The organism is Mesorhizobium sp. M0751, assembly GCF_040320265.1.
Taxonomy (GTDB): domain Bacteria; phylum Pseudomonadota; class Alphaproteobacteria; order Rhizobiales; family Rhizobiaceae; genus Mesorhizobium.
Genome location: NZ_JAMYPH010000013.1, coordinates 166,848 through 191,724 on the forward strand (window position 1 = coordinate 166,848; position 24,877 = coordinate 191,724).

20 protein-coding genes are annotated in these 24,877 nt (G+C 62.5%); 9 read left to right on the top strand and 11 right to left on the bottom strand.

Annotated features, from left to right (window positions below):
• Window positions 1-156: 156 nt before the first annotated feature.
• A complete protein-coding gene (locus tag NKI19_RS20800) occupies window positions 157-1,239 on the top strand; it encodes a LacI family DNA-binding transcriptional regulator (protein WP_352491846.1) in 1,083 nt (360 codons plus the stop codon).
• 22 nt (window positions 1,240-1,261) lie between these two features.
• Here NKI19_RS20800 and NKI19_RS20805 read toward each other — a convergent pair whose 3' ends face one another.
• Complete coding sequence (locus NKI19_RS20805) at window positions 1,262-2,437, bottom strand: OpgC family protein (protein ID WP_352491845.1); 1,176 nt, start codon at window positions 2,435-2,437, stop codon at window positions 1,262-1,264.
• Window positions 2,438-2,653: 216 nt separating this feature from the next.
• Between NKI19_RS20805 and NKI19_RS20810 the strand changes: the two genes are divergently transcribed.
• Window positions 2,654-3,328, top strand: coding sequence for an alpha/beta hydrolase (locus tag NKI19_RS20810; protein WP_352491844.1), 675 nt, complete (start codon window positions 2,654-2,656; stop codon window positions 3,326-3,328).
• A 9-nt stretch (window positions 3,329-3,337) separates the two neighbouring features.
• Here NKI19_RS20810 and sthA read toward each other — a convergent pair whose 3' ends face one another.
• Complete coding sequence (gene sthA, locus NKI19_RS20815; protein ID WP_352566094.1) at window positions 3,338-4,726, bottom strand: Si-specific NAD(P)(+) transhydrogenase; 1,389 nt, start codon at window positions 4,724-4,726, stop codon at window positions 3,338-3,340.
• A gap of 211 nt (window positions 4,727-4,937) precedes the next feature.
• Here sthA and NKI19_RS20820 point away from each other — a divergent pair, with 211 nt between their 5' ends.
• The 3 genes from NKI19_RS20820 (at window position 4,938) to NKI19_RS20830 (ending at window position 7,331) form a co-directional block, all read left to right on the top strand.
• Entirely contained in the window at window positions 4,938-5,408 is a 471-nt protein-coding gene (locus NKI19_RS20820) for an RDD family protein (protein WP_352491842.1), read from the top strand.
• 138 nt (window positions 5,409-5,546) lie between these two features.
• Window positions 5,547-6,311 carry an arginyltransferase gene (locus NKI19_RS20825; protein ID WP_023717252.1) on the top strand — a complete coding sequence of 255 codons (765 nt, stop codon included), beginning with the start codon at window positions 5,547-5,549 and terminating at the stop codon, window positions 6,309-6,311.
• A 123-nt stretch (window positions 6,312-6,434) separates the two neighbouring features.
• Window positions 6,435-7,331, top strand: coding sequence for a DMT family transporter (locus tag NKI19_RS20830; RefSeq protein WP_352491841.1), 897 nt, complete (start codon window positions 6,435-6,437; stop codon window positions 7,329-7,331).
• On the opposite strand, the gene NKI19_RS20835 is transcribed toward NKI19_RS20830, so the two are convergent.
• Together NKI19_RS20835 and parC are read right to left on the bottom strand one after the other, a co-directional pair.
• Window positions 7,319-8,539 carry an AI-2E family transporter gene (locus NKI19_RS20835; protein ID WP_352491840.1) on the bottom strand — a complete coding sequence of 407 codons (1,221 nt, stop codon included), beginning with the start codon at window positions 8,537-8,539 and terminating at the stop codon, window positions 7,319-7,321. The genes NKI19_RS20830 and NKI19_RS20835 overlap by 13 nt on opposite strands.
• A gap of 229 nt (window positions 8,540-8,768) precedes the next feature.
• The gene (gene parC, locus NKI19_RS20840) at window positions 8,769-11,042 is read right to left on the bottom strand and encodes a DNA topoisomerase IV subunit A (protein ID WP_352566092.1); all 2,274 of its coding nucleotides are present in this window, start codon (window positions 11,040-11,042) and stop codon (window positions 8,769-8,771) included.
• Between the two features lie 268 nt (window positions 11,043-11,310).
• Between parC and NKI19_RS20845 the strand changes: the two genes are divergently transcribed.
• Window positions 11,311-12,504 (top strand): aq_1923 C-terminal domain, encoded by a 1,194-nt coding sequence (locus tag NKI19_RS20845; protein ID WP_352491838.1) that lies wholly within the window; start codon window positions 11,311-11,313, stop codon window positions 12,502-12,504.
• A gap of 76 nt (window positions 12,505-12,580) precedes the next feature.
• Here the strand turns inward: NKI19_RS20845 and aspS are convergent, their stop codons facing one another.
• From aspS to NKI19_RS20865, 4 genes are all read right to left on the bottom strand, one after another.
• Complete coding sequence (gene aspS / locus NKI19_RS20850) at window positions 12,581-14,371, bottom strand: aspartate--tRNA ligase (protein ID WP_352491927.1); 1,791 nt, start codon at window positions 14,369-14,371, stop codon at window positions 12,581-12,583.
• A gap of 214 nt (window positions 14,372-14,585) precedes the next feature.
• On the bottom strand, window positions 14,586-15,410 hold the full coding sequence (locus NKI19_RS20855) for a carbohydrate ABC transporter permease (protein ID WP_352491926.1): 825 nt from the start codon (window positions 15,408-15,410) through the stop codon (window positions 14,586-14,588).
• A gap of 19 nt (window positions 15,411-15,429) precedes the next feature.
• Window positions 15,430-16,302 carry a carbohydrate ABC transporter permease gene (locus tag NKI19_RS20860; RefSeq protein WP_352491925.1) on the bottom strand — a complete coding sequence of 291 codons (873 nt, stop codon included), beginning with the start codon at window positions 16,300-16,302 and terminating at the stop codon, window positions 15,430-15,432.
• 68 nt (window positions 16,303-16,370) lie between these two features.
• Window positions 16,371-17,639 (bottom strand): ABC transporter substrate-binding protein, encoded by a 1,269-nt coding sequence (locus NKI19_RS20865; protein WP_352491837.1) that lies wholly within the window; start codon window positions 17,637-17,639, stop codon window positions 16,371-16,373.
• 256 nt (window positions 17,640-17,895) lie between these two features.
• Here NKI19_RS20865 and NKI19_RS20870 point away from each other — a divergent pair, with 256 nt between their 5' ends.
• Window positions 17,896-19,143 (top strand): MFS transporter, encoded by a 1,248-nt coding sequence (locus NKI19_RS20870; RefSeq protein WP_023674455.1) that lies wholly within the window; start codon window positions 17,896-17,898, stop codon window positions 19,141-19,143.
• 73 nt (window positions 19,144-19,216) lie between these two features.
• Window positions 19,217-20,368, top strand: coding sequence for a ribonuclease D (gene rnd / locus NKI19_RS20875; protein ID WP_352491836.1), 1,152 nt, complete (start codon window positions 19,217-19,219; stop codon window positions 20,366-20,368).
• Window positions 20,369-20,380: 12 nt separating this feature from the next.
• Here the strand turns inward: rnd and NKI19_RS20880 are convergent, their stop codons facing one another.
• Genes NKI19_RS20880 through guaB form a run of 3 tightly spaced genes read right to left on the bottom strand, consistent with a single transcriptional unit; the run spans window position 20,381 to window position 22,902 of the window.
• Window positions 20,381-20,800, bottom strand: a complete 420-nt coding sequence (locus tag NKI19_RS20880; protein WP_352566090.1) for an MAPEG family protein — start codon at window positions 20,798-20,800, stop codon at window positions 20,381-20,383.
• Window positions 20,801-20,828: 28 nt separating this feature from the next.
• The gene (locus NKI19_RS20885; RefSeq protein ID WP_352491924.1) at window positions 20,829-21,368 is read right to left on the bottom strand and encodes a hypothetical protein; all 540 of its coding nucleotides are present in this window, start codon (window positions 21,366-21,368) and stop codon (window positions 20,829-20,831) included.
• A 31-nt stretch (window positions 21,369-21,399) separates the two neighbouring features.
• Window positions 21,400-22,902, bottom strand: coding sequence for an IMP dehydrogenase (guaB, locus tag NKI19_RS20890; protein WP_352458563.1), 1,503 nt, complete (start codon window positions 22,900-22,902; stop codon window positions 21,400-21,402).
• A 293-nt stretch (window positions 22,903-23,195) separates the two neighbouring features.
• On the opposite strand from guaB, the gene NKI19_RS20895 reads away from it, so the two are divergent.
• Window positions 23,196-24,617 carry an MFS transporter gene (locus tag NKI19_RS20895; protein ID WP_352491834.1) on the top strand — a complete coding sequence of 474 codons (1,422 nt, stop codon included), beginning with the start codon at window positions 23,196-23,198 and terminating at the stop codon, window positions 24,615-24,617.
• Window positions 24,618-24,877 lie beyond the last annotated feature (260 nt).

Sequence of the window (24,877 nt, forward strand, 5' to 3'; positions counted from 1 at the left end):
TCTTGTATCGATCCAAACCCGCTGGCGAAGCGCCTCTTGGATCGATTCAAAGAATACGTATCGCACCATAAATGTCAAGCAAAAATTTGAATCGATCCAACGAAGGTGTTAAAGTAATCGGCGATCCTGTTGGACGGGAGACCCGGAGACAACCAAATGGCATCACTCACCGAAGGCAGCAGGAGGCCCATCCGGCTGGCGGACATCGCCAAAGCCGCGGGCGTATCGCACGGCACTGCCTCCAATGTCTTCAGCCGTCCCGAAATCGTGCGCGAGGAAGTCCGCGAGCGGGTCAAGGCGGCGGCCGACGCGCTGGGCTACGCCGGCCCGGATCCCAAGGGCCGGCTGCTGCGCGCCGGCAAGGTCAATGCAATCGGCGTCGCCACAACCGAGCCGCTGTCCTATTTCTTCGACGACCCGTTTGCCCGCGTGATGATGGCCGGCATTTCGGAAGCCTGCGACGCAACTGGCGCGGGGATAGCCCTCGTGTCGGCTGGCAACGAGGAAAAACTTGCCTGGAATATCCAGAGCGCCCTCGTGGACGGCTTCATCCTGTTCTGCATCGAGGGCGGTCCGCGCCTCGTCGAGTTGACGCGCGAACGAAAGCTCCCCTTCGTCGCGCTGGAGCTCGGCTCGCAGGACGACACGGTCTCGGCGATCAGCATCGACAATGTTGCCGGCGGCCGGCTCGCGGCGCGCCATCTGGCGGAACTTGGACATCGCCGCTTCGCCGTGTTGTCGCTGGCCTTCGCCGACGACAGCACCGGTCTTGTCTCGCCCGAGCAGGTCCGGACGGCGTCCTATACCGGGACCCGTGACCGCCTCCTCGGCTATTTCGAAGAGCTTTCCCGGTTTGGTGTCGACACCGCCAAGGTGCCGGTCTACGAGACCGAAAACGACAAGGCGAGCACAAGGGCTGGTCTCGAAACCATCTTCGCAGCGGCGGAGCCGCCGACCGCCATCCTGGCGATGTCGGACCGGATCGCGATGGTGGCATTGGAATGGCTCAGTGCACGGGGCATCGCGGTTCCCCGCGATGTTTCCGTCGTCGGCTTCGACGGCGTGCCTGAAGCCGCAATTTGCGAGCCTCCGCTCACCACCATCGCCCAGCCGATCGCCGAGATCGGCCGCCGGGCAGCGCGAAGAATCCTCGACTTCGACGGCACGGTGCGGCGAGAAACGCTCGACGTCGAACTTGTCGTCAGGGCATCGTCCGGACCGCCGCCAAGTACAGGCTGACTGGGCAGATCGGCTCCAACCCTTATCTATTGGCCGCCATGGGACCGATGCCAAAGGATGGACGGACAGGCGGCGCCTCGTTGCGGACCGGCTTGCCCTTGCCGGACCAGCCGATGGCGGACAGCCACTCCAGATAGAAGGCGAGCGCGAACTGCATGGCGATGCCGGCGGCGAGCAGCAGACTGTCATAGGCAATGCCGCCCGGGTTGATCAGCTTCATCACCTGCGCCGCCATGGCAATCACCGTGCCGGCAATGAAAACCGGCAGCGAGCGTTTGCCCAATATGGCGAGCGGATTGTCGCGGCCGGTGCGGAACAGGTTCGAGACGAAAGGCAAGGCGACGACCAGATAGCTCATCGCCAGGATGTGCAGCAGCCGCGGCAACGACAGGAACGTCTTGTCGAAACCGGTCAGCACCACCGGCAGGTCGAGCCACGACACATGCCCCCACAGCGGGCTGTGCACCCAGACGAGCGCCGTCAGCACGTAGGCGGCCGCCGCGCCGACCAGCCAGCGATTGACCGGGATGGTGCCGCCGCGCCGCACATGCAACACGCTGGCCATGCCGATATTGAACAGCAATTGCCATGACAGCGGATTGAGGAACCAGAACCCGGGCTCCGGGTAGTTCGGCGGCGCGATCTGGTAGATTCCGGCAACCAGCCAAAGGGCTGCGGACACGGCAAGCGCGGCCAGTGGCCTGTAGCTGATGAACAGCAGGAAGGCCGGCGCCATCAACAGCAGAGCCGCATAGACCGGCAGTATGTTGTTGTAACCGAGCTGATGGCCGAGCGTGACGATACCGACCAGGACTTGCGGCGGGTTCCTGACGAGCGGCTCGATGTTGATCAGCGTCAGAAGGTCCGGGCGTCTCGCAAACACCGCCGCTGCGCAGAAGATAGCCATGACCACCATCGTCGTGACGATGTGGGTGACATAGAGCACGCCGGCGCGGCGCCACATCTTCAGCGTTGCGATCAGCCGGTTTCCCGGCTGGAATTTGGTACCGTAGGCAAGCGCGACGGACATGCCGGAGATCAGCACGAAGGCCTCGGCCGCATCCGAAAACCCGAAATTCTTATAGGTCAGGGTTTCAAAAACGGTGCCCGGCACGTGGTCGATGAATATGGTCAGGAGGGCGAGAGCCCGGAACACGTCAATACGCGTATCGCGTTCCGGCGAAACTGGCATGGTCATCGATAAAAGGCCTTAAAGCTGGTTGTTTATGCCTGGCATGCGACCCCTCGGGCGATCACCCGGCGCACACTGCTTCGATCCCTCCCGCGGGGATTATATCGGCAAAGAAACGGACTGAAATGCGCCCGGTTCAATCAACTTTCGCGGAGCTTGAAAATATTTCGTTTTGAAGCCGGCAAATTAACGAAAGTAACACGAAATCAAAAGGATGTGACGATGGCCGAGGAGAGCCTCGAAGACGGTATTTTGCAGGAAAATTCAGGCTTTTTCTACCGGCTACATCGACCCGCCAACTTACCCGGTGACTGGCTGTTCCTGCTGCATGGATCGGGTGTAGACGAGACAACCATGCTGCCGCTTGGTCGGCAAATCGCGCCGCATGCGGCGCTGGTTGCGGTCCGTGGCCGCATCCCTCAGGAGGACGGGTTCCGTTGGTTCACGCGAATCACCCCGACGCGTTTCGAACAGGCCAGCATCCATGCTGAGGCGGACGCATTCGCGGGCTTCGTCGACGGCATCGCGAAGCGCCGCCGCGTCGATCTCCGCCGCGCGACCTTTGTTGGTTATTCGAACGGCGCCAACCTGGTCTCAAGCGTCATGCTGCTGCATCCAGGCCTGATCCAGCGCGCCGCATTGCTGCGTCCGATGCCGGTGCTCGACGAGGTGCCGGCGGCCGACCTGTCGAAGGCGCGGGCGTTGATCATCGCCGGCGCCACCGACCTGACCTACGCGCCATTCGCGCCGGCGCTGGCTGCTCTACTGAGCTCGCATGGCGCCAAAGTCGAGACCCAAACCATTGCCTCCGGCCATGAAATCGGCGATCCGGACGCAGAGATCGTCAGGCAATGGCTGGCGGATCCTGCAGTCGCCGTTGCACCGTCAGACCGATGAGCCTCGAGGCTACCCTCGCCCCATGCGGTTCCAGGCGTCGAGCCCGGCGATCTTGTAGGCTTCGGCCAGCGTCGGATAGTTGAAGGTGTTGTTGACGAAGAAGTCGACAGTGCCGCCGAGATTGATCACCGCCTGGCCGATGTGGATGAGCTCGGTCGCGCCCTCGCCGACAATATGGGCGCCGAGCAGACGGCGTGTTCCGATCGAGAACAGAAGCTTCAGGAAACCGGTGTTGACGCCCATTATGTGGCCGCGCGATGTCTCGCGAAACCGCGCCACGCCGACCTCGTAGGCAGCACCGCTCTCGCGCACCTGCTCCTCGGATTGCCCGACGGTGGAGATTTCCGGCACGGCGTAGATGCCGTAGGGAAAGGTTTCGGGCGGCGGCGGCAAGGGCACGCCGAACGCATGGCAGGCGGCCACTCTGCCCTGCTCCATCGAGGTCGATGCCAGGCTCGGAAAGCCGATGACGTCGCCGGCGGCATAGATGTTGGGCGCGCTGGTCTGGAACGTCTGCGGATCGACCTTGATGCGGCCCCTGGGATCGGCCTCGATGCCGACCGCTTCCAACCCCAGGCTGCCGACATTGCCGGTACGCCCTGCAGCATAAAGCACAATCTCGGAACGTATGGTGCGGCCGTCGGCCAGCATCACCTCGGCATGATCGGGTTTGGAGGCGATCTCCTTGACGGCGCTGCCCAAGCGGATGGTCATGCCGCGGTCGCGCATCTGATGGATGAAGTCATCGACGATCTCGCGGTCGACGAAATCCAACATGGTATTGCGCGGCTCGACCAGCGTCACCGGAACGTCGAGTGCCGAAAAGATCGTCGCATATTCGACGCCGATGACGCCGGCGCCGATCACCGTCAGCGTGCGCGGTAGGCGGTCGAGCTCCAGCATCTCGTCGCTGTCGAAGATCCGTGTCTTGTCGAACGGCACGTCGCGCGGCCGGTGCGGCCGGGTGCCGACCGCGATCAGCGCATGGGCGAAGCCAACCTCGCTGTAGTCGCCGGTGTCGGTGGTCAGGCTGACCTTGTTGGGGCCGAGGAATTTTACCGCGGCGCGCGCACTTTTGACCGTGTTGCGCATGAACTGGTGCTGCAGCACCTCGACCTCATGGTCGAGCGTCTTGTGCAGGCGCTCGACCAGATCGCCGACCGAAATGTCCTGCTTGACGCGGTAGCCGCGTCCATAAAAGCCGCGCTCACGCCACCCGGAGAGGTTGAGCACCGTCTCGCGCAACGTCTTCGACGGTATGGTGCCGGTGTGCACCGACACACCGCCGAGTCGCCGGCCCCTGTCGACCACCAGCACCGACTTGCCAAGCTTGGCCGACTGCACCGCGGCGCGGCGCCCGGACGGGCCGCTGCCGATGACCAGCATGTCGTAGTCCATGTCGCCCCGTCCCCTCGGCTCGGCGCCCTTTGTTGCGCCGCAGCAAGCTAACGCTATCCGCGCCATGAATTCAACAAGTCAGACGGCACCAGGCACACCGTCACCATCTACACGGCGGCGAAAGGCTCGATCTTGATTCCGCCGCGAACCTTCACCATTTCACCAATAAGCGGCCCGTGCCTTAACCCGGGTTCGATTACGAGGAAATGAAATGAACGCTCGCGTTTTCGACGGCGAAATCATCACCAGCAGGCTCGAAGATGTCCGCGCCTATGAGGGCGTGCGCACACGGCGCATTCTCGCCTTCGTCATCGACTATTTCATCGTGGCGCTGCTCACCATTCCATTCGCGATCCTGGTGTTCTTGTTTGGGCTGTTGACGCTCGGCCTCGGCTGGATGCTGTTTTCCATTCTCGTACCGGCGGTCGCCGTCCTCTACATCTGGAACACGCTCGGCAGTAAAGACCAGGCCACCACCGGCATGAAGGTGATGGGCATCCGGCTCGACCGGCTCGACGGCACCCGCATCGACGGGCTGACCGCCGTCGTGCATTCGGTGCTGTTTTGGGCCGGCAATGTCATCCTTTCACCGCTGGTCCTGCTGGTGAGCCTGTTTTCCGACCGCAAGCGCACGCTGCACGACCTGCTGCTCGGCACCGTCGTCAGCCGCAGCGATCGCTGAGCAGACTTTTGAAGCGCGGCCACGGCCTTTGCGCACAAATGTGAAGACATCCAATCAACCAGGCTTTCACAATCCTGTTGAATTTTTCGGCGTCCGCGCCAAAGGTAGAGCGATTCGCAGGAGTGTTTCCAAGGCTCGATGACGCAGCACCCGACCCAGTCGCCACAGTTCTTTCTGACCGCGCCCTCGCCGTGTCCCTATCTCGAGGGCCAGTTCGAGCGCAAGGTGTTCACACATCTGGTCGGCGACAAGGCTCCGGAGATGAACGATCTGTTGACGCAGGGCGGTTTCAGGCGGTCGCAGAACATCGCCTACAGGCCGGCTTGCGAGACCTGCCGCGCCTGTGTGTCGGTGCGCATCCTGGCGCAGGAATTCACCGCCAGCCGCAACATGAAACGGGTCATACAGCATAATTCGGATCTGGTCGGCGCCATGCACGACGCCGAACCCTCCACCGAACAGTATTCGCTGTTCCGCAGCTATCTCGACGCCCGCCATCGCCGTGGCGGCATGTCCGATATGACCGTGCTCGACTACGCCATGATGGTAGAGGATACCCATGTCGACACCAAGGTCATCGAATACCGTCGCCGCGGACCCGACAGCTTCATCACCGGCAAGGGCCAGGGCGAACTGATCGCCGTGGCGCTCACCGACAAGATGGCCGATGGCCTGTCGATGGTCTATTCCTACTTCAACCCGGACTTCGAGGACCGTTCGCTCGGCACCTTCATGATCCTCGACCACATCGCCCGCGCCAGGGCGATGGGCCTGCCCCATGTCTATCTGGGTTACTGGGTCAACGGCTCGCGCAAGATGAATTATAAGATGCGCTTCCAGCCGCAGGAGCATCTCGGCCCGAAAGGCTGGGAACGCTACAATCACGAAGCGGTTTCGCGCTGATTCCTGCCTTCGGTACTCACCCTTAAATTGTTTCGAGGAGGATGCCCGCTGGGCTTCCGGCCGATCGGCTGGAACACCGGGCGGGTCAATTTTGCGCCTCCAAGCCTACGCGAGAATTGCCGCATGTCTTCCCACAACGACCACCAGAGAGGCCTTCTGATCACCGCCATCGGCGGGCTGACGCTGACCGTCGACATTCCGCTGATCCGGCTCGCCGACGGCGAAGCATGGACGATCCTGCTGTTGCGCACCGGCACAACCTTCGTCGCCACACTCATCATCTGGGCCGTCTGGCGCTCGCTGAGCGCAAAGGCACCGCAGCTTGTGCCGGGCTGGTCAGGGCTCATCGTTGCCGGCCTCTACGGGCTCGGCTCGATCGCTTTTATCACCGGCGTCTACAACACATCGACCGCCAACCTCGTTTTCATCCTGGCGTTCACAACCATGTTCGCGGCCCTTTTGTCATGGCTGTTCCTGAAGGAGAGGCCACGGCCGCTGACGCTTGCAGCGCTGGCACTGATGATCGTCGGCGTGACGATCATTGTCGGCGATTCGGTTGGAACCGGACATCTCTTCGGCGACCTGATGGCGCTATGCTCGGCTTTCATGATCGCAGCGGCCATCACCATCTCGCGCGCAAGCGGCAAGGACATGGGTTTCACGGCGCTGATTGGAGTGGTGCTGCCGCTGGCCGTCGCCACCCTGATGGTTTCCAAGGTGGGTTTTCATGTCAACGCGCCATGGTGGATCGTCTTCAACGGTGCCGTCATCATGCCGATCTCGTTCTTCTGCCTCGCCAACGGCCCAAAATACATCTCCGGGCCGGAGGTGGCGATGTTCTACCTGCTTGAAACCGTGCTGGCACCGGTCTGGGTGTGGATGATCTTCGCCGAAGCGCCGTCGCGCAACAGCCTGATCGGCGGCGCGATCCTCATCATGACGTTGATCGGCCATTCGCTCTGGCAATTGCACGAGGGGCGCAAACGCCGCGCCACGTTCGCCATCAGTCACCCGGCCTGATTCTTTTTCGCGGCGGCGCGTTCGGCGACAATTTCGATCTGCGGCGGCGCGTCATCGTGCTCCGCCGGTTCGGCGGCAGCGAGCTCATCGGTCAGTTCTACCTCGCGCAGCCACTCGCGCCAGATCGCGACCAGGAGCGCCATCAGCACCGGGCCAATGAACAGGCCGAGAAAGCCCATTGTCTTGACGCCGCCGATCAGGCCGAAAAAAGTCGGCAGGAAGGGCAGTTTTATCGGCCCGCCGACCAGCTTCGGGCGCAATGTCTTGTCGACGATGAAGAGTTCGACCGCGCCCCAGATGAACAGTGCCAGCCCGGCCATCGGCGAGCCGCTGGCCGCGAGATAGATCGAGACCAGCGTGAAGGACAGCGGCGCGCCGCCGGGGATCAGCGCCATGATGCCTGTCAGCGCGCCGAGCGTCACCGGCGATGGTACGCCGGCCAACCAGTAAGCGATACCCAGCACCAGCCCTTCGCCGATGGCGATAACGGTCATGCCGGTTACCGTCGAGGAGATCGTCGCAGGCACCACGCGTGAGATCCGTTCCCATCTGGCCGGCAGGATGCGTTCGCCGAGGCGATCGACCTGTCCGGCGAAATGCTCGCCGTCGCGATAGGCGAAGAACAGCGCGATCATCATGAACAGCAGCGTCAGCAAAAGGCCGAAGGCGCTGCCGCCGGCGGCAAGCACGCCGCGATAGATGCTGCCGATATTGGCGCCGCTGATCAGCTGGATCAGTTCGCCGATGCCGCCAGGGTGGCCAACGTTGACAGTCCATTGTTCATTGAGCCATTCGCCCACCACGGGCATGGTGGCGAGCCAGTGCGGCGTCGGCGCACCGTAGCGGTTGGTCTCGATCGCCCAGTTGACCCATTCGCGCACCTCATTGATGGCGTAGGTGCCGGCAAGCGCGATCGGCACCACCAGGAAAGTCAGGATGAACAAGATCGCAAGCGTCGCCGCAATCGTGCGGTTGCCGCCGACGCCGGCGAGCAGCCGCCGATAGAGCGGCCAACTGGCGAAAGCAATCACCAGGGCGGCAAGGACCGGGAACAGGAAGCCGTGGAAGAAATAAACGCCGGCGGCGACGATCAGCACCAGGAGCCAGCGCGCCGCCGACAGCGGCGGAATGACAGCGGCCCTGAGCGGCGTCGACAGGCCAAACAGGCGCTGCTGCCGCTCCGGCTTCTGTATCCTGACTTCCTTCAAGCGCCCAACTCTCCCTGGCCCATCGCATCGCTTATGCACTGATATAGTGCAGCAATCGTGACGACATTCCAAATGTTTGGGTGGAGCTGCTAATCTCCCCTCATGAGGGGAGATGGCCGGCAGGCCAGAGGGGGTCGCCGCGCGTGAGACGCCAGTCTCCTCTGTCTGCGATAAGGGTCGCGTCTGGACGTTCCGACCCCCTCTGTCGCCTTCGGCGACATCTCCCCCCTCAAGGGGGGAGATTACCGCTTCGCCCGAACTTGCCAGTCCTCGGGAATCCCTTCGGCACCATGCGGCCAGCCGAGGCGCGGGCGCCGATCCATTCGGCAAGCTCGTCACGCGATTTGATGAAGGTGCGATCTGCCGAATCCTGCCAGGACAGGCCGCTTGCGAGCGTGAAGGTCTTGAGGTCGAGAACACCGCCATCCTTGTATTTCTGCAGGCGCACGCCCTTACCGCGCCCCATCTCCGGGATCTCGGCCAGCGGGAACACCAGCATCTTGCGGTTCTCGCCGACAATGGCGAGATGGTCGCCGGCGACGCTCACGCAGCGCTGGGCCTCGTCGGGCGCCTTGACGTTCATCACCTGCTTGCCCTTGCGAGTGTTGGCGACGACTTCTTCTTCCGGCACGATGAAACCGTTGCCGTCATGCGACACCAGCAGCAGCTTGCGCTTGGGATCATGGACGAAGGCGGTGACGATATCCTGGTCGTTGTCCATGTCGACGATGATGCGGATCGGCTCGCCATGGCCACGCCCACCCGGCAGACGGTCGGCGCCGATCGTGTAGAACTTGCCGCCGGTGGTGAAGACCAGCACCTTGTCGGTCGTCTGGGCGTGGAAGGCGAGCTTGAGGCTGTCGCCTTCCTTGAAGGTCAGGGCCGAATGGTCGGTCAGATGACCTTTCATGGCCCTCAGCCAGCCCTTTTCTGACACGACGACGGTGACCGGCTCGCGCTCGATCATGGCATGGGCGATATCGGTCAGGTCATGTTCGGGTGCATCGGCGAACTCTGTGCGTCGCTTGCCGATCTCGGTGTCAGGCCCGTATTTCTGGCGAACGTTGGCGACTTCCCACTTGATCGTCGCCCACTGCTTGGCGTCGGACGCAAGCAGTGCCTCGATCTGCTTCTTCTCGCCGGTCAGGCCATTGAATTCCTCGCGGATTTCGAATTCCTCAAGCTTGCGCAGCGCCCTCAGTCGCATGTTGAGGATGGCTTCAGCCTGGGTGTCGGTGAGTGACCAGCGGGCCATCATTACCTGCTTGGGCTCGTCCTCCTCGCGGATGATCCTGATCACCTCGTCGATGTTGAGATAGGCGATCAAATAGCCGGCGAGGATCTCAAGCCGCCTTTCGATCTCGCCGAGGCGGTGCTTGGAGCGGCGGATCAGGACGTCGCGGCGGTGCTCCAGCCATTCCTTGAGCACACCTTTCAGCGACAGCACGTTCGGCACCTTGCCGCGCGACAACACGTTCATGTTGAGCGGAAAGCGGCTTTCGAGCTCGGTCAGCTTGAACAGCGATTCCATCATGATGCCGGGATCGACCGAGCGGCTCTTCGGCACCAGCACAACGCGGATGTCCTCGGCGCTCTCGTCGCGGATATCCTCGAGCAGCGGCAGCTTGCGCGCCATCAAGAGCTCGGCGATCTTTTCGATCAGCCTAGCCTTCTGGACGCCGTAGGGGATTTCGGTGACGACAATGTTCCAAGTGCCCCTGCCCTGGTCCTCCTGGCTCCATTTCGCCCTGACGCGGAAACCACCGCGGCCGGTTTCATAAGCTTCGAGGATCGAGGCGCGGCTGTCGACGATAATGCCGCCGGTCGGAAAGTCCGGCCCCTGGACGAAATCCATCAGCTTGGTGACGGACGCATCCGGATGATCGATCAGATGAAGCGCGGCGTCGCAAAGCTCGGCCGCATTGTGCGGCGGGATCGAGGTCGCCATGCCGACGGCAATGCCGGACGAACCGTTGGCGAGCAGGTTCGGGAAGGCGCCGGGCAGCACGGCCGGCTCCTCGTCTTCCTCGTTGTAGGTCGGGCGGAAATCGACGGCGTCCTCGGTGATGCCTTCCAGCAACAGCGTCGACACTTCGGTCATGCGCGCTTCGGTGTAGCGCATGGCGGCGGCGTTATCGCCGTCGATATTGCCGAAATTCCCCTGGCCGTCGACCAGAGGGTAGCGCATCGAAAAATCCTGCGCCAACCGCACCAACGCGTCGTAGATCGACTGGTCGCCGTGTGGATGGAACTTGCCCATCACCTCGCCGACGATGCGGGCGCATTTGGCAAAGCCCTGGTCGGGGTTAAGCCGCAACAGACGCATGGCATGCATGATGCGACGATGCACCGGCTTCAGCCCGTCGCGCACGTCCGGCAACGCCCGGTGCATGATGGTCGACAGCGCGTAGGCGAGATAGCGCTCTTCCAGCGCCTTCTTCAGATCGACCGGCTCGATATTGTCGCCGCCGCCACTCTCGGGCGGCAAAAGCCTTTTTCCCATGGGCTGGCACTAGCCGAGCGGGTGATTCGCGGCAATAGGCGTCATCATACGTCCTCCTATGCAACAGGAATTGGGAGCGTCGCGACGCCGGCCAACATCAATCCGTTACATCCTGCTTCTATCGCAAGCCTGATGGATCGGGTTTGCCTTTGGCCGCGATTTTCGACCATTGTGCCGAGGCCCGCCTTTTTCCGGTCCAGTTCGTCACCGAATGGTGACGACGCGACGATTTGAAAAGAATTTCAGGACACTCTCAGGGGAGCTCTCGATGACGATCAGACACTCGACACTTATTAAAAGACTGGCTTTTTCGACCTTTTTGATGACGCTGCCGCTGAATGCGGCCCTCGCGCAGGATGCCGCGGTCGCCGACCGGCTGAAGGCTGCCCTTGCCGCCCAGGGCGTCGACCTCTCCTGGACCGGCGTAACCGGCGACACCTCCAGCATGGTTCTGCAAGGCGTGGCGGTCAAACCGGCGGCCGAAAAGGAGGCGCTCAAGATCGGCGACGTCAAGCTCGAAGGTGTGACTGAAGCCAATGGCGGCTATCAAATCGCGACCGTATCGACGTTGCCGTTCGAACACAGCGAAGATGGCGTCACGCTCAATCTCAGCCCCTTCGTCATCCACGACATGACGGTTCCGGCCGAAGGCGCAACCGGTCCGCTGGGCTCGCTGATGATGTACAAATCGGCCGAGCTAGAAAACATGACCGTCAAGGTCGCCGACAAGACCGCCTTCTCGATGGACGGGCTTGCCATCGCAATCACGCCGCCGGCCGACGGCAAGGCCTTGGAGTTTTCCGGCACCACGGAAAAATTCACTGCCGACCTGACCCTGGTCGAAGATCCGAAGTCCAAGGAAGTCATCAACGCGCTCGGCTATCAGAACATATCGGGCAATCTTGAGATGGAAGGCACCTGGCAGCCTACCGACGGCAGGATGGACTTGTCGAAATACGAAATATCGGTCGACAATGCCGGCACGCTCGGCATGACCTTCGATCTCGGCGGCTATACGCTGGACGTCATCAAATCAATGCAGGAGTTGCAGAAGAAGATGGCAGCGCAGCCCGAAGGCGCCGACAATTCCGCGCAAGGCATGGCCATGCTCGGGCTGCTGCAGCAGCTTTCGTTCAACAGCGCCTCGATCCGCTTCGACGACGATTCGCTGACCAAAAAGGTGCTCGATTATGCCGGCAAGCAGCAAGGCATGTCCGGCAAGGACATCGCCAACCAGGCCAAAGCGATCGTACCCTTCGGCATGGCGCAGCTCAACAATCCGGAACTGACGGCGCAGGTTTCGGCCGCGGTCAACAAGTTCCTCGACGATCCGCAAAGCATCGAGGTCTCGGCCGAGCCGCCGGCAGCGGTGCCGTTCGCGCTGATCATGGCGGGCGCCATGTCCAACCCGCTCGACCTGCCGAAAACGCTCGGCGTGACGGTTACGGCGAACGAAGACTGACCGAGATCCCAAAGCAAAAGCCCGGCAGCGATGCCGGGCTTTTTCATGAATCAACAGAACCAGTTCGGAGCGTTTCCTAAAGCTCTCTCTTCGTCGCCACGACGCGCAGCGACAATTCGCGAAGCTGCTGCGGGCTGGCTTCCGACGGCGCGTTCATCAACAGATCGTAGGCCTGCTGGTTCATCGGAAACATTGTCACTTCGCGCAGGTTCCTTGCGCCGACCAGAAGCATGACGACGCGGTCGATGCCGGCCGCCATGCCGCCATGCGGCGGCGCGCCATACTGGAAGGCACGGTAAAGGCCGCCGAAGCGTTCCTCGACCGTTGCGCGGTCCAGCCCGACGGTTTCGAACGCCTTGACCATGGTTTCCGGCAGATGGTTGCGGATGCCGCCCGAGGCGATCTCGAAACCGTTGCAGACCATATCGTACTGGAACGCCTTGATGCCGAGCAGATCCTCGCCGTTAAGCGCATCGATGCCACCTTGCGGCATCGAGAACGGATTGTGCGCGAAGTCGATCTTCTTCTCCTCCTCGTTCCATTCGAAGAACGGGAAGTCGACGATCCAGCACAATTCGAAGCGGTCGCGGTCGACAAGATTGAGCTCTTCGCCGGCGCGGGTGCGCGCCGCTCCCGCGAAGGAGACAAATTTCTTCGGGTCGCCGGCGACGAAGAAGGCGGCATCGCCATCGGCAAGGCCGAGTTGTTGTCGGATCGCCTCGGTGCGCTCCTCGCCGATGTTCTTGGCCAGCGGCCCGGCGCCTTCAAGCTTCTCGCCCTCCTTGCGCCAGAAGATATAGCCCAGCCCTGGCTGGCCCTCGCCTTGCGCCCATGAGTTCATGCGGTCGCAGAAGGCGCGCGACCCTCCGGTCTTGGCCGGAATAGCCCAGACCTCGGCCTTCGGATCGTTGGCAAGGATGTTGGCAAACACCTTGAAGCCGGAGTCGCGAAAATGATCGGAGACGGCCTGCATCTCGATGGGGTTGCGCAGGTCCGGCTTATCGGTGCCGTATTTGCGCATGGCGACATCATAGGCGATGCGCGGAAACTTCTGCGTCACCGGCTTGCCGGCGGCAAAGGTCTCGAACACCCCCCGCATCACCGGCTCCATGGTGGTGAACACGTCCTCCTGCTCGACGAAGCTCATCTCCACGTCGAGCTGATAGAATTCACCCGGCAGACGGTCGGCGCGCGGGTCCTCGTCGCGGAAGCACGGCGCAATCTGGAAGTAGCGGTCGAAGCCGGACACCATGATCAGCTGCTTATACTGCTGCGGTGCCTGCGGCAGCGCGTAGAAAGTGCCCGGGTGGATGCGCGACGGCACCAGGAAGTCGCGCGCCCCTTCCGGCGACGAGGCGGTCAGGATCGGCGTCGAGAATTCGGTGAACCCGACCTCGCCCATCAGCTTGCGCATCTCGGCGATGATTTTGGTGCGCGCGATGATATTCTTGTGCAGCGTGTCGCGGCGCAGATCGAGGAAGCGGTATTTGAGGCGGATGTCCTCCGGGTAGTCCGGCTCGCCGAAGACCGGCAGCGGCAATTCCCTGGCGGCCGACAGCACTTCGATCTCGCGCGCGAAAATCTCGATCTCACCGGTCGGCAAATTGGGGTTCACGGTGTCGGCGAGGCGCGCCTTGACCTCGCCGTCGACGCGGACGACCCATTCGCCGCGCAGCGTCTCGGCAACCTTGAAGGCCGGCGAATCCGGATCGGCGACGATCTGCGTCAGGCCGTAATGGTCGCGCAAATCGATGAACAGCAGGCCGCCATGGTCGCGCACGCGATGCACCCAGCCCGACAGGCGTACGCTCGAGCCGACGTCGCTCTTCCTCAATTGGGCACAGGTATGGCTGCGGTAACGATGCATTGTCATTCTTAAAGTCCGGATGTTGGGTTGCGGCCAAGGCATGATGGCCCAGCCTGAAAATTTGCGCGAAAAGCACATGAGAGGGTGCATTTGTCAAGGCAAGCGGCGGCCGGGTCGAGTTCGCGTTCTTCCCGTCCCTGTCCCACCGGCATCAATTTATGCCAGAGGCGTTAACCTGAGTTCGCTGCTCTGTGCCGGCAGTTCGACTATGCACTCACCCCTTCACCCCGCCCGCAGTGAGGCCGGAGACGATCTTGCGCTGGAAGATCAGGACGAGGACGACGAGCGGCACGGTGACGATCACCGATGCCGCCATGATGTTGCCCCACGGGATCTCGAACTGCGAGTTGCCGGAGAGCAGCGCGATCGCCACCGGCACGGTTCGCTGCTCGTTGCTGGAGGTAAACGTCAGGGCAAACAGGAACTCGTTCCACGCACCGATGAAGGCGAGAAGCCCGGTGGTCGCCAGCGCCGGCCACATCAGCGGCAGGAAGACGCGGCTGATGATGATCCAGGGCGTGGCGCCATCGAGGATCGCCGCTTCCTCCAGCTCGATCGGCAGGTCGCGAACGAAGGCGGTGAGTACCCAGACGGTGAACGGCAAGGTGAAGATCATGTAGGACAAGATCAGCGCAAACGGCGAATTGTAGAGGCCGAAGGTGCGGATCAGCTCGAAAAGACCGGCAAGCACCGCCAATTGCGGGAACATCGAAACGGACAGGATAGTGAGGAGCAGCGCCGAGCGGCCGCGGAAGCGGATGCGCGCCAGCGCATAGGCGGCGGTGACGCCCAGGAACAGCGAAATGACGACGACGGCGCTCGAGATGAACAGCGAGTTCGCGAGGTTGCGCAGGAAGGTCCCCTCGGTGAATACGGTCCTGTAGTTGCTGAAGGTAATCGTCGTCGGCCAATAGTCGATCTGGAAGAGCGCCGTCCCCGATTTCAGGCTGGTGATGATGGCGTAGTAGAACGGGAACACCGCGACGACGACGATGACGGCGACGAGGAGGTAGAAAGCCGTGCGCTTGACGATCCACATGGTCAGCAGCCCCACATGATCAATAGTCCTTGTCCAGTCTTATCCGGCCGAGCCACAGAACGAGCATGGTCAGCAAAGCGAGGATGAGGAAGAGCAGCGTCGAGGCAGCGGAACCGTAGGCAAACTTGTCGAACTCAAAAAGGCTCTCGCGGGCAAACACCGACATCGACTTGGTGTGTAAGTTGTTTGGCGTAAGCACGTAGATCAGATCGAAGATGCGCAGGGCATCGAGACCGCGAAAGATCATGGCCACCATCAACGCCGGCCGGATGAGCGGCAAGGTGATCTTCCAGAAAATTCTCCACGCGCCGACGCCGTCGAGCTTTGCGACCTCGTAGATTTCTTGTGGAAGCATCTGGAGGCCGGCGAGAATGAGAAGCGCCATGAAAGGGGTCGCTTTCCAGATGTCGACAACGAGGACGGCGACCATCGCCGTGTCGGCACTGGCCGTCCAGGCGATTTTTGTGCTGATCAGGCCGAGCTTGAGCAGGACGTCGTTGATGATGCCGAACTGGTCGTTGAGCATCCACTGCCACATTTTAGCCGACACGATCGTCGGGATGGCCCAAGGGATGAGAATCGCGGCGCGTACGATACCGCGGCCGCGAAACTTGGCGTTGAGCACCAGCGCGACGATCATGCCGAGCACCGTCTCGCAGGTCACCGAAATCACCGCGAAGCGCACCGTGTTCCAGACAGCGCGCCACCAGACCGGATCGGCGAGCAGCCCGTCATAGACGACGCGGCCGCTCGGCATTTGCAGGACGGAGAAATAGTTGGCGAAGCCAACCCAGCGGCGGGCATCCAGGTCGGCGAGCGAGGCATCGGTGAAGCCGAAGTAGATCGTGCGTATCAACGGCCAGCCGGCAACGGCGGCGAGCACGATGAGCATCGGGGCAAGCAACAGCCATGCCGAGCGCACACGCTGACGCGCCAGCAGCGAGCCTGAGCGCGGCGAGGTCACCACGCGGTGCCTTTGAGCCTGGTCAAGGAGAACTCCAGATCGGCAAGATTGTCGGCGGCCGTGCCTTCGCCGGAAATGGTGTTGTGAACGGCGGTCCAGAACTCGCTCGATGCCTCATTGTACCTGCTCTTCGCCTGGGCCGAGGGACGCGGCACCGCGTTGAGGACGACTTCCTTCCAGCGCGGGATAACCGGCTGCGCACTGGCGATGTCGGCATCGTCATAGAGTGCCTCGATGGTCGGCAGATATGCCCCCTTCAAGGCGCGGTACTTCTGCATCTGAGGCGAGGCGATCCATTTGACCAGCTCGATCGCTGCATCCGGGTTCTTCGAATATTTGGAAACCGCGAGATTCCAGCCGCCAAGCGTTGCTGCCGGGCGCGCACCCTCACCCGACCCCGGCGGCAGCGTGGTCACCTCGAAGTTGCCTTTGATGGGGGAGCTTTCGCTGTTGCCAAGCGCGTAGGCGTAGGGCCAGTTGCGCATGAAGACGGCGTTGCCGGTCTGCCAGACTCCGCGCGACTCCTCTTCCTGGTAGGCTAGAACACCGGGCGGCGAGATGGTTCCCACCCAGCTCCTCGCCATTTCCAGCGCCGCAACTGCTTGCGGATTGTTGATGGAGATCCTGCCGTCCGGTTCGATAATCTGGCCGCCGCCGTTCGACTTCACCCATTCGAGTGCATCGCAGGTCAGCCCCTCATAGGCGTTGCCCTGGAAAACGAAGCCCCACATGTCCTTGTTGCCGGCCTCGCGCTCCTTGTCCATGACACGCTTGGCGGTGTCGGCAAGCTCGGCCCAGCTGGCCGGGACCCTGGCGCCGTATTTGTCGAGGAGGTCCTTGCGGTAGTAGAGCGCCGGAGCATCGGTGAATATCGGCAAGGCGACCAGCTTGCCGTCCACGGTCTGCGATTTGATGATCGATGGGAAATGGGCGCCAACGACATCCTTGGTCACTTCGGTCAGGTCGACGAACTGCCTTGCAAGCTGGGGGGCCCAGATGATGTCCGTTTGATAGACGTCGACGTCGCTGCTTCCGGCGGCTAGCCAGAGCCGGTATTGGCCAAACTGGTCCGTCGCCGAGGGCGGCAGCGGAACGACGCTAACCTTGTTGCCGGTCTTCTTCTCGTACTGATCGAGGATCTCGCGAAGGATTCTCTGGCCGTTGCCGGTGTCGCCGGACACCATGGCGAGGTCGACAGCCCGCGCCGGCCCGGCCGCCAGAACTGCGGCCACCGCAAATGCAGCAAATGCGGGATGAAATTTCATGATGGCGGACCTCCCTTTGGAGCTTCAGGCCGGGCAGCAGAAACCACATCGATGCCCGACACCGTCTCCGCACACCGGCAGCTCACAAGACGCGTATTCGCCCACCAGCACTGAACTACAAAGATACGCCTTGGTTCCCAACACGGAGCGTCCGGAGCCACGCGGTAGCCCTCGGCTGGCCCAACGCCACCGGGAATTGCCGCTGGCATTGGCGAAGGCGATGGTTCAAGAAGGGATCAACGACAGGCTTTCCTTCATGTCTTCCATCCGCCCGCTGATCCCGCTCCTGATCGCCGCCGGCATCCTGCTCGGCGGCAACGGCCTGCAGAGCACGTTGATTGCGCTGCGTGGTGCGCAGGAAGGTTTTCCCGCTTCCTCGATCGGCCTGATGGGCACATTCTATTTCGCCGGTTTCCTGCTCGGCTGCCTTGCCGTGACCCGCATCATGAAGTCCGTTGGCCATGTGCGCGCCTTTTCGGCACTGGCGGCGATCGCCTCGGCGGGAACGCTGCTGCTGGTGCTGGTCATCGATCCGGTGATGTGGTGCGCCGTGCGCTTTGCCGGCGGGTTCTGCTTTGCCGGCCTGTTCACCATCATGGAAGCCTGGCTGAATTCCGGCGTCACCAACACCGACCGGGCGCGGGTGCTTGCCATCTACCGGATGGTCGATATCGGCTCGGTGACGGGCGCCCAGTTCCTGATCCCGATCTTTGGCGCCGGCGGCTTTGCCATCTTCGCCATCATGTCGATGATGATCACCGTTTCGCTGGTGCCGGTTTCGCTCGGCGACCGCTCCAATCCGACACCGCCGGAAGACGTCAAGCTCGATTTGGCCCGCGTCTGGCGGATCTCGCCGCTCGGCTGCTTCGGCTGTATCGCCGTCGGCGTCACCAACAGCGCTTTCCGCACCCTGTCGCCGGTCTATGCCGAGCAGATCGGCATGTCGGTCGCCGACGTCGTCACCTTCGTCAGCGTCGGAATTTTCGGCGGCGCCATCATCCAGTACCCGCTTGGCTATCTCTCCGACCGCTGGGACCGGCGCTCGGTGCTGCTGATGACGACGTGCTGTGCGATGGTGGCGGCACTGGCGCTGGCGTTCGTGGCTGGCGGCAGTCCGTTCCTCAACTTCCTGCTCGTCTTCATCTTCGGCTGCTTCGCCATGCCGCTTTATTCGCTGTCGGCGGCGCATTCCAACGACCGCGCCGACAAGGGCGAGTTCGTGCTGATCAATGCAGCCTTGATGCTGTTTTATTCCTTCGGCGCCATCGGCGGGCCGTTCGCCGCGTCGACGGTGATGCAATTTTTCGGGCCGAGCGCGCTGTTCGTGTTCAGCGCCACCGTCTATGCGATCTTCGTGGCCGTCATCCTTTACCGGATGCAGGCGCGCTCCGCCGTGCCGGCCACCCATCGCAGCCGTTTTACGGCGCTGTTGCGCACGTCGACGGTTTTTGCCCGGTTGGCGAAGCGGAATGCCGATCCCGATGAACCCGCAAAGCCTGGATAGAGGTGCTTGCGCTTGACGAAAGCGCGCGCGGCTGAAATTGAAAGAGACCCTATCCCTTGCCAAAAGCGATTTGATGCACGTCATCACCACCCAGAAAGAACTCGAGACCGCTATTACCGCTTTCGAAAAGGCGGAATTCGTCACCGTCGATACCGAATTCATTCGCGAAACGACCTTCTGGCCGATCCTGTGCCTGATCCAGATGGCAGCGCCCGGGGTGACGGCGCTGATCGATCCGCTGTCGCCCGACATCGACCTGAAACCGTTCTTCAGGCTGATGGCCAACGAGGCCATCGTCAAAGTCTTCCATGCGGCGCGCCAGGACATCGAAATCATCGTGCATCTCGGCGATCTGGTGCCACATCCGGTCTTCGACACACAGGTCGCGGCGATGGTCTGCGGCTTCGGCGACAGCGTCTCTTACGACCAGCTGGTGCAGCGCATCACCGGCGCGCGGCTCGACAAGTCCTCGCGCTTCACCGACTGGCGCCACCGTCCGCTGTCCGAAAAGCAGCTCGACTACGCGCTCGCCGACGTCACCCACCTGATCGAGGTCTACAAGCATCTCAGCGCCGAGCTGGTGCGGGAAAACCGCGCCCACTGGCTGAACGAGGAGATGGACGTGCTGACCTCGCGCGAGACCTACGATCCGCATCCCGAGGATGCCTGGAAGCGGCTCAAAATGCGGCTGCGCAAGCCGCAGGAACTGGCGATCGTGCAGGCGGTGGCCGCCTGGCGCGAACGCGAAGCGCGCGAGCGCGACGTGCCGCGCGGCCGGGTGCTCAAGGACGATGCGATCTACGAAGTGGCGCAGCAGGCGCCGCGCGACGCTGCGGCGCTGAGCAAGCTGCGTACCACGCCGAAGGGCTGGGAGCGCTCGTCGACGGCGACTGCACTGCTTGGCGCGGTAAACGCTGCCCTTGCCCTGCCCAGGGAAGAGATGCCGAAGCTGCCGAAGAGCTTCCAGCCGCCGGAGGGGTCAAGCGCGGCTGCGGAGTTGCTGAAGGTGCTGTTGCGGATCGTTGCCGAAAAGGAGGGCGTCGCATCCAAGGTACTCGCCTCCAGTGACGACATCGACCGCATCGCTGCCGAGGGCGAGGAAGCCGACGTGCCGGCATTGCAAGGCTGGCGGCGCGCCGTCTTTGGCGAAGCCGCGCTCAAGCTGGTGCGCGGCGAACTCGCCATCAGGTTCGACAAGCGCAAGATCGCGGTGTTCGATTTGTAGCCTTGAGCTTGCTCAAACCAAGCCGAGCAGATGCAGCGCTAGCCATATCCAGCCAAGTGCAAGAACGACCGCGCCCAGGTAGAATGCCCTGCTGCGCAGGATTATCGGATTGCTGGTCAAGTGGACCGATGCGTGAAGATAGCGGGAGACGACAAAGATCCACATCAGTGCCAAAGTCAGATAATTGACGCCATTGGTCACGTGCAGCGTCAAGCATAAGACGTAGAAAAGCACCGGCAGTTCGAACTGGTTGCTCAGATTGTTGGCGACGGTGATACTGGACCCAGGCTCCGTCGAGCGCGTCTTGAACTGGCCGGTCTTGGCTTCGCCCGATCTGACCGCGCCATGGCGGCGCCGGCCCATTACGACATAGACGATATAGACCAGCAGCACCTGCGCCAGCATCGGCCAGAAGATCGCGGTCTGGTTCAAGACGCCCCCTGTCGTTGTCACCCAGCCTTCAAGGCCGTTTCTGAGCCATCAGAATGAAAGCCGCAATGACGGTCACCGGTATCGCCAGCAGGGCGAATTTGGTGACGATCAGCGCCGAGGCGAAGGATAGCGAATCCGGATTGGCCGACAGGAAATCGGACAAAAGACGAGCCACGGCGATGTTCTGGGCATAGTCGGTAAGCAGGTATGGCAGCACCAGCACAACCGCGAATATCGACTGGGTTTGCGCAGGCAGTGCACGGAAGTTCTTCAGCCGCCGGCCCGTGGCCAGGATCAGGCTTACCATCGTCAGCGACAGCAGCGCCGGAAACAGCAGGTCGAAGGTCAGGTAATGCCAGACGAGGATAATCTCGCTGCCGCGCCGGCCGAGGGCCGTCAGCCAGGCCATGCCCTCATCCGGGGTGAAACCGGCATAGCGCATGTCGAGCGACGGCAGACCGCCGCTCAATTGGCGAAAATAGAGGAACTCCATCGCCGTCATGATGATGAAAACCGCCACGGCGGCGACACAGAGTGCGGCCGCGTGGCGCGACAGCCGCAGGATCATTGCCGCCAGATTGCGCCAAGACGCATGACGGTCAGGCTCCGCCAGGATAATTCGGGCTTTCGCGGGTAATCGTGACGTCATGGGCGTGGCTTTCACGAAGTCCGGCATTGGATATCCGCACAAAAGTGGCGCGCTCGCGGAAATCGGCAAGGTCGCGGCCACCGACATAACCCATAGCGGCTTTCAGGCCGCCTGCAAGCTGGTGCAGCACGCCAGACACAGGTCCTTTGTATGGGACCTGCCCTTCGATGCCTTCCGGGACCAGTTTCAGCGTGTCGCGCACCTCGGCCTGGAAGTAACGATCGGCGGAGCCGCGTGCCATCGCGCCGACCGAGCCCATGCCGCGATAGGCTTTGAAGGAGCGGCCCTGGTGCAGATAGACCTCGCCCGGGCTCTCGTCGGTGCCGGCCAGCAGCGAGCCGATCATCGCCGCGCTGGCGCCGGCGGCCAGTGCCTTGGCGAGATCGCCCGAATATTTGATGCCGCCATCGGCAATGACCGACACGCCCGATTTCTGCGCCGTCTCGACCGCCGACATGATTGCCGAGAGCTGCGGCACGCCGACGCCGGCGACGATGCGGGTGGTGCAGATGGAGCCTGGTCCGATGCCGACCTTGACCGCGTCGGCGCCGGCATCGATCAGGGCCAAGGTGCCTTCCGCGGTGGCGACGTTGCCGGCCAGGATGCGAACCGAGTTGGACAGCTTCTTGGCCCGCGTCACCGCATCCAGAACGCGCTGCGAATGACCGTGCGCGGTGTCGATCACCAGAAGGTCGACGCCGGCGTCGATGAGGCGCTCGGCCCGTTCGAAACCGTCATCGCCGACGCTGGTGGCGGCGGCGGCGCGCAAGCGTCCCTGCGCATCCTTGGTGGCGTGCGGATTGAGCTGCGACTTCTCGATGTCCTTGACCGTGATAAGCCCGACGCAATTGCCGTCCCGGTCGACCACGACCAGCTTCTCGATGCGGTGCTGGTGGAGCAGCCGCTTGGCCTCGTCCTGATCGACGTTCTCCTTGACCGTGATCAGGTTCTCGCGGGTCATCAGTTCATAGACCTTTTGCGCCGGATCGGAGGCGAAGCGCACGTCGCGGTTGGTCAGGATGCCGACCAGCCGGCCGACCGTGTGACCGCCGGTGCCGCCGTTCTCGACCACCGGAATGCCTGAGATGCTGTAGGTGCGCATCAGACCCAGCGCATCGGCAAGCGTCGCCTCGGGACCGATGGTGACGGGGTTGACCACCATGCCGGATTCGAATTTCTTCACCTGCCGCACCTGCTCGGCCTGTTCGGCCGGCGAGAAATTGCGGTGGATGACACCGATGCCGCCGGCCTGGGCCATGGCGATGGCGAGCCGCGCCTCGGTAACCGTGTCCATGGCGGCCGACAGGATCGGCACGTTGAGGTCGATGTCGCCGGCGATGCGGGTGCGGATGTCGGTCTCGCCGGGCATGACCTCGGAATGACCCGGCTGCAGCAGCACGTCGTCAAAGGTCAGCGCCAGTGCGCCGGTGGACGTCTCGATGATTTTTGCCATTGCCAGCCCTCGGAATGCAGTAAAGGCGCTCGCCCTGATGGACAGCGCCGACTCGTCTTCGTCCCTTTCAGGATTGGCGCTGGCTCGTAACACGTCCCGTGGCCGTTGAAAAGCCGATGGTTGTGTAGTGGCAAAGCTGCATTTGCCGCAGGTGCTGCAAGACTTGCGGTCGCACAAACGTGACAGCAAATTAATGCGACATCCGGGCCAAGCCATGATAACCGCCCTACCTGTCGGTTTGGCCCCCAAGGCCGGCAAGCAATCGCGACGCACATTTCAAGGCCGGATCCATCGTGAACCGCACCATTCCGCTTATCCTGGCGGTCGCTCTATTCATGGAAAACATGGATTCGACCGTCATTGCGACATCCTTGCCGGCGATCGCCATCGACATCCACACCAACCCGATCGCGCTCAAGCTCGCGCTGACCGCCTATCTGGTATCGCTGGCGATCTTCATTCCGATCAGCGGCTGGATGGCCGACCGCTTCGGCGCCAAGAATGTCTTCCGTGCCGCGATCGCCGTGTTCATCGCCGGTTCGGTCGCGTGCGCCATGTCCAATTCGCTGGCGGCTTTCGTGGTCTCGCGCTTTCTGCAAGGCATTGGCGGCGCGATGATGACGCCGGTCGGGCGCTTGGTGCTGGTACGCGCAACGCCGAAAAGCGAACTCGTCGCCGCCATGTCATGGCTGACCGTTCCGGCTCTGGTCGGCCCCCTGGTCGGCCCGCCGGTCGGCGGCTTCATCACGACCTATTTTTCCTGGCACTGGATTTTTCTGATCAATGTGCCGATCGGCCTGATCGGCATCTGGCTGGCCACGCGTTTCCTGCCAAAGACCGACCCTGCCGAGACACCGCCGCTCGATTTCACCGGCTTCGTGCTGAGCGGGCTGGCGGCATCCGGCATCGTGTTCGGCCTCTCGGTGGTCAGCCTGCCGGCTCTGCCGCCCGCTGCCGGCTTTTTCACCGTTGCCGTCGGGCTGGCTTCGGCGGTGCTTTACCTGCTGCACGCGCGCCGCGCCAAGAATCCGCTGCTGGCGCTCGAGCTGTTTCGCAATCGGGTGTTCCGCTCGTCGGTGCTCGGCGGCGGACTGTTCCGCATTGGCATCGGTGCCGTACCTTTCCTGTTGCCGCTGATGTTCCAGATCGGTTTCGGGTTGACGCCGTTCCAGTCCGGTATGATCACCTTCGTCTCGGCGATCGGCGCCATAGGCATGAAATTCGTCACCGCGCTGATCTTCAGGGTCGCCGGCTTCCGCCGTGTGCTGATTTCAGGCTCGCTCATCGCTGCCGCGTCCATCGCCATCAACGGCCTGTTCACGCCCGACACGCCCTATGGGCTGATCCTCGCCATGCTGCTCGCCGGGGGCTTCATCCGCTCGATGTTCTTCACCGGCATCAATGCGCTTGCCTACGCCGAGATTTCGGCCGCCGACACCAGCAAGGCGACGCCGATCACGGCGGTGTTCCAGCAGTTGGCGATCGCGCTCGGCGTGGCGCTGGCCGGCGGCATCCTGGAAGTGTCGACCAAGATCCATGGCGGCCCGTTGACGCTGAGCGACTTCCACACCGCCTTCTTCATCGTAGCGGCGGTGTCGGCGGCGGCCTCGCTGTCGTTCATGCGGCTGGCGCCGGACGCCGGCAATGCCGTGTCGGGACATGGCAGGTTGACGCCGCCGAAGACGCTGGAGCCGGTGAGCCCGCCGGGGAGTTGAGGACCCTTCCCTTCTCCCCTTGTGGGAGAAGGTGGATCGGCGCGCAGCGCCGAGACGGTTGAGGGGTGTTGGAAGAAATGAGGCGATGATAACTGCAAGCGTGTTGCCAAGCTGGAACACCCCTCATCCGACCTCGCTTCGCGAGGCCACCTTCTCCCACAAGGAGGCCTTTGCAGAGAAGGCGCATAGATATGCGATTTGAGAGATATATGCTTTTTTGAGCGCCGAGAGCGCTGCCTGGGCGTTCAGCGAGGCAATTT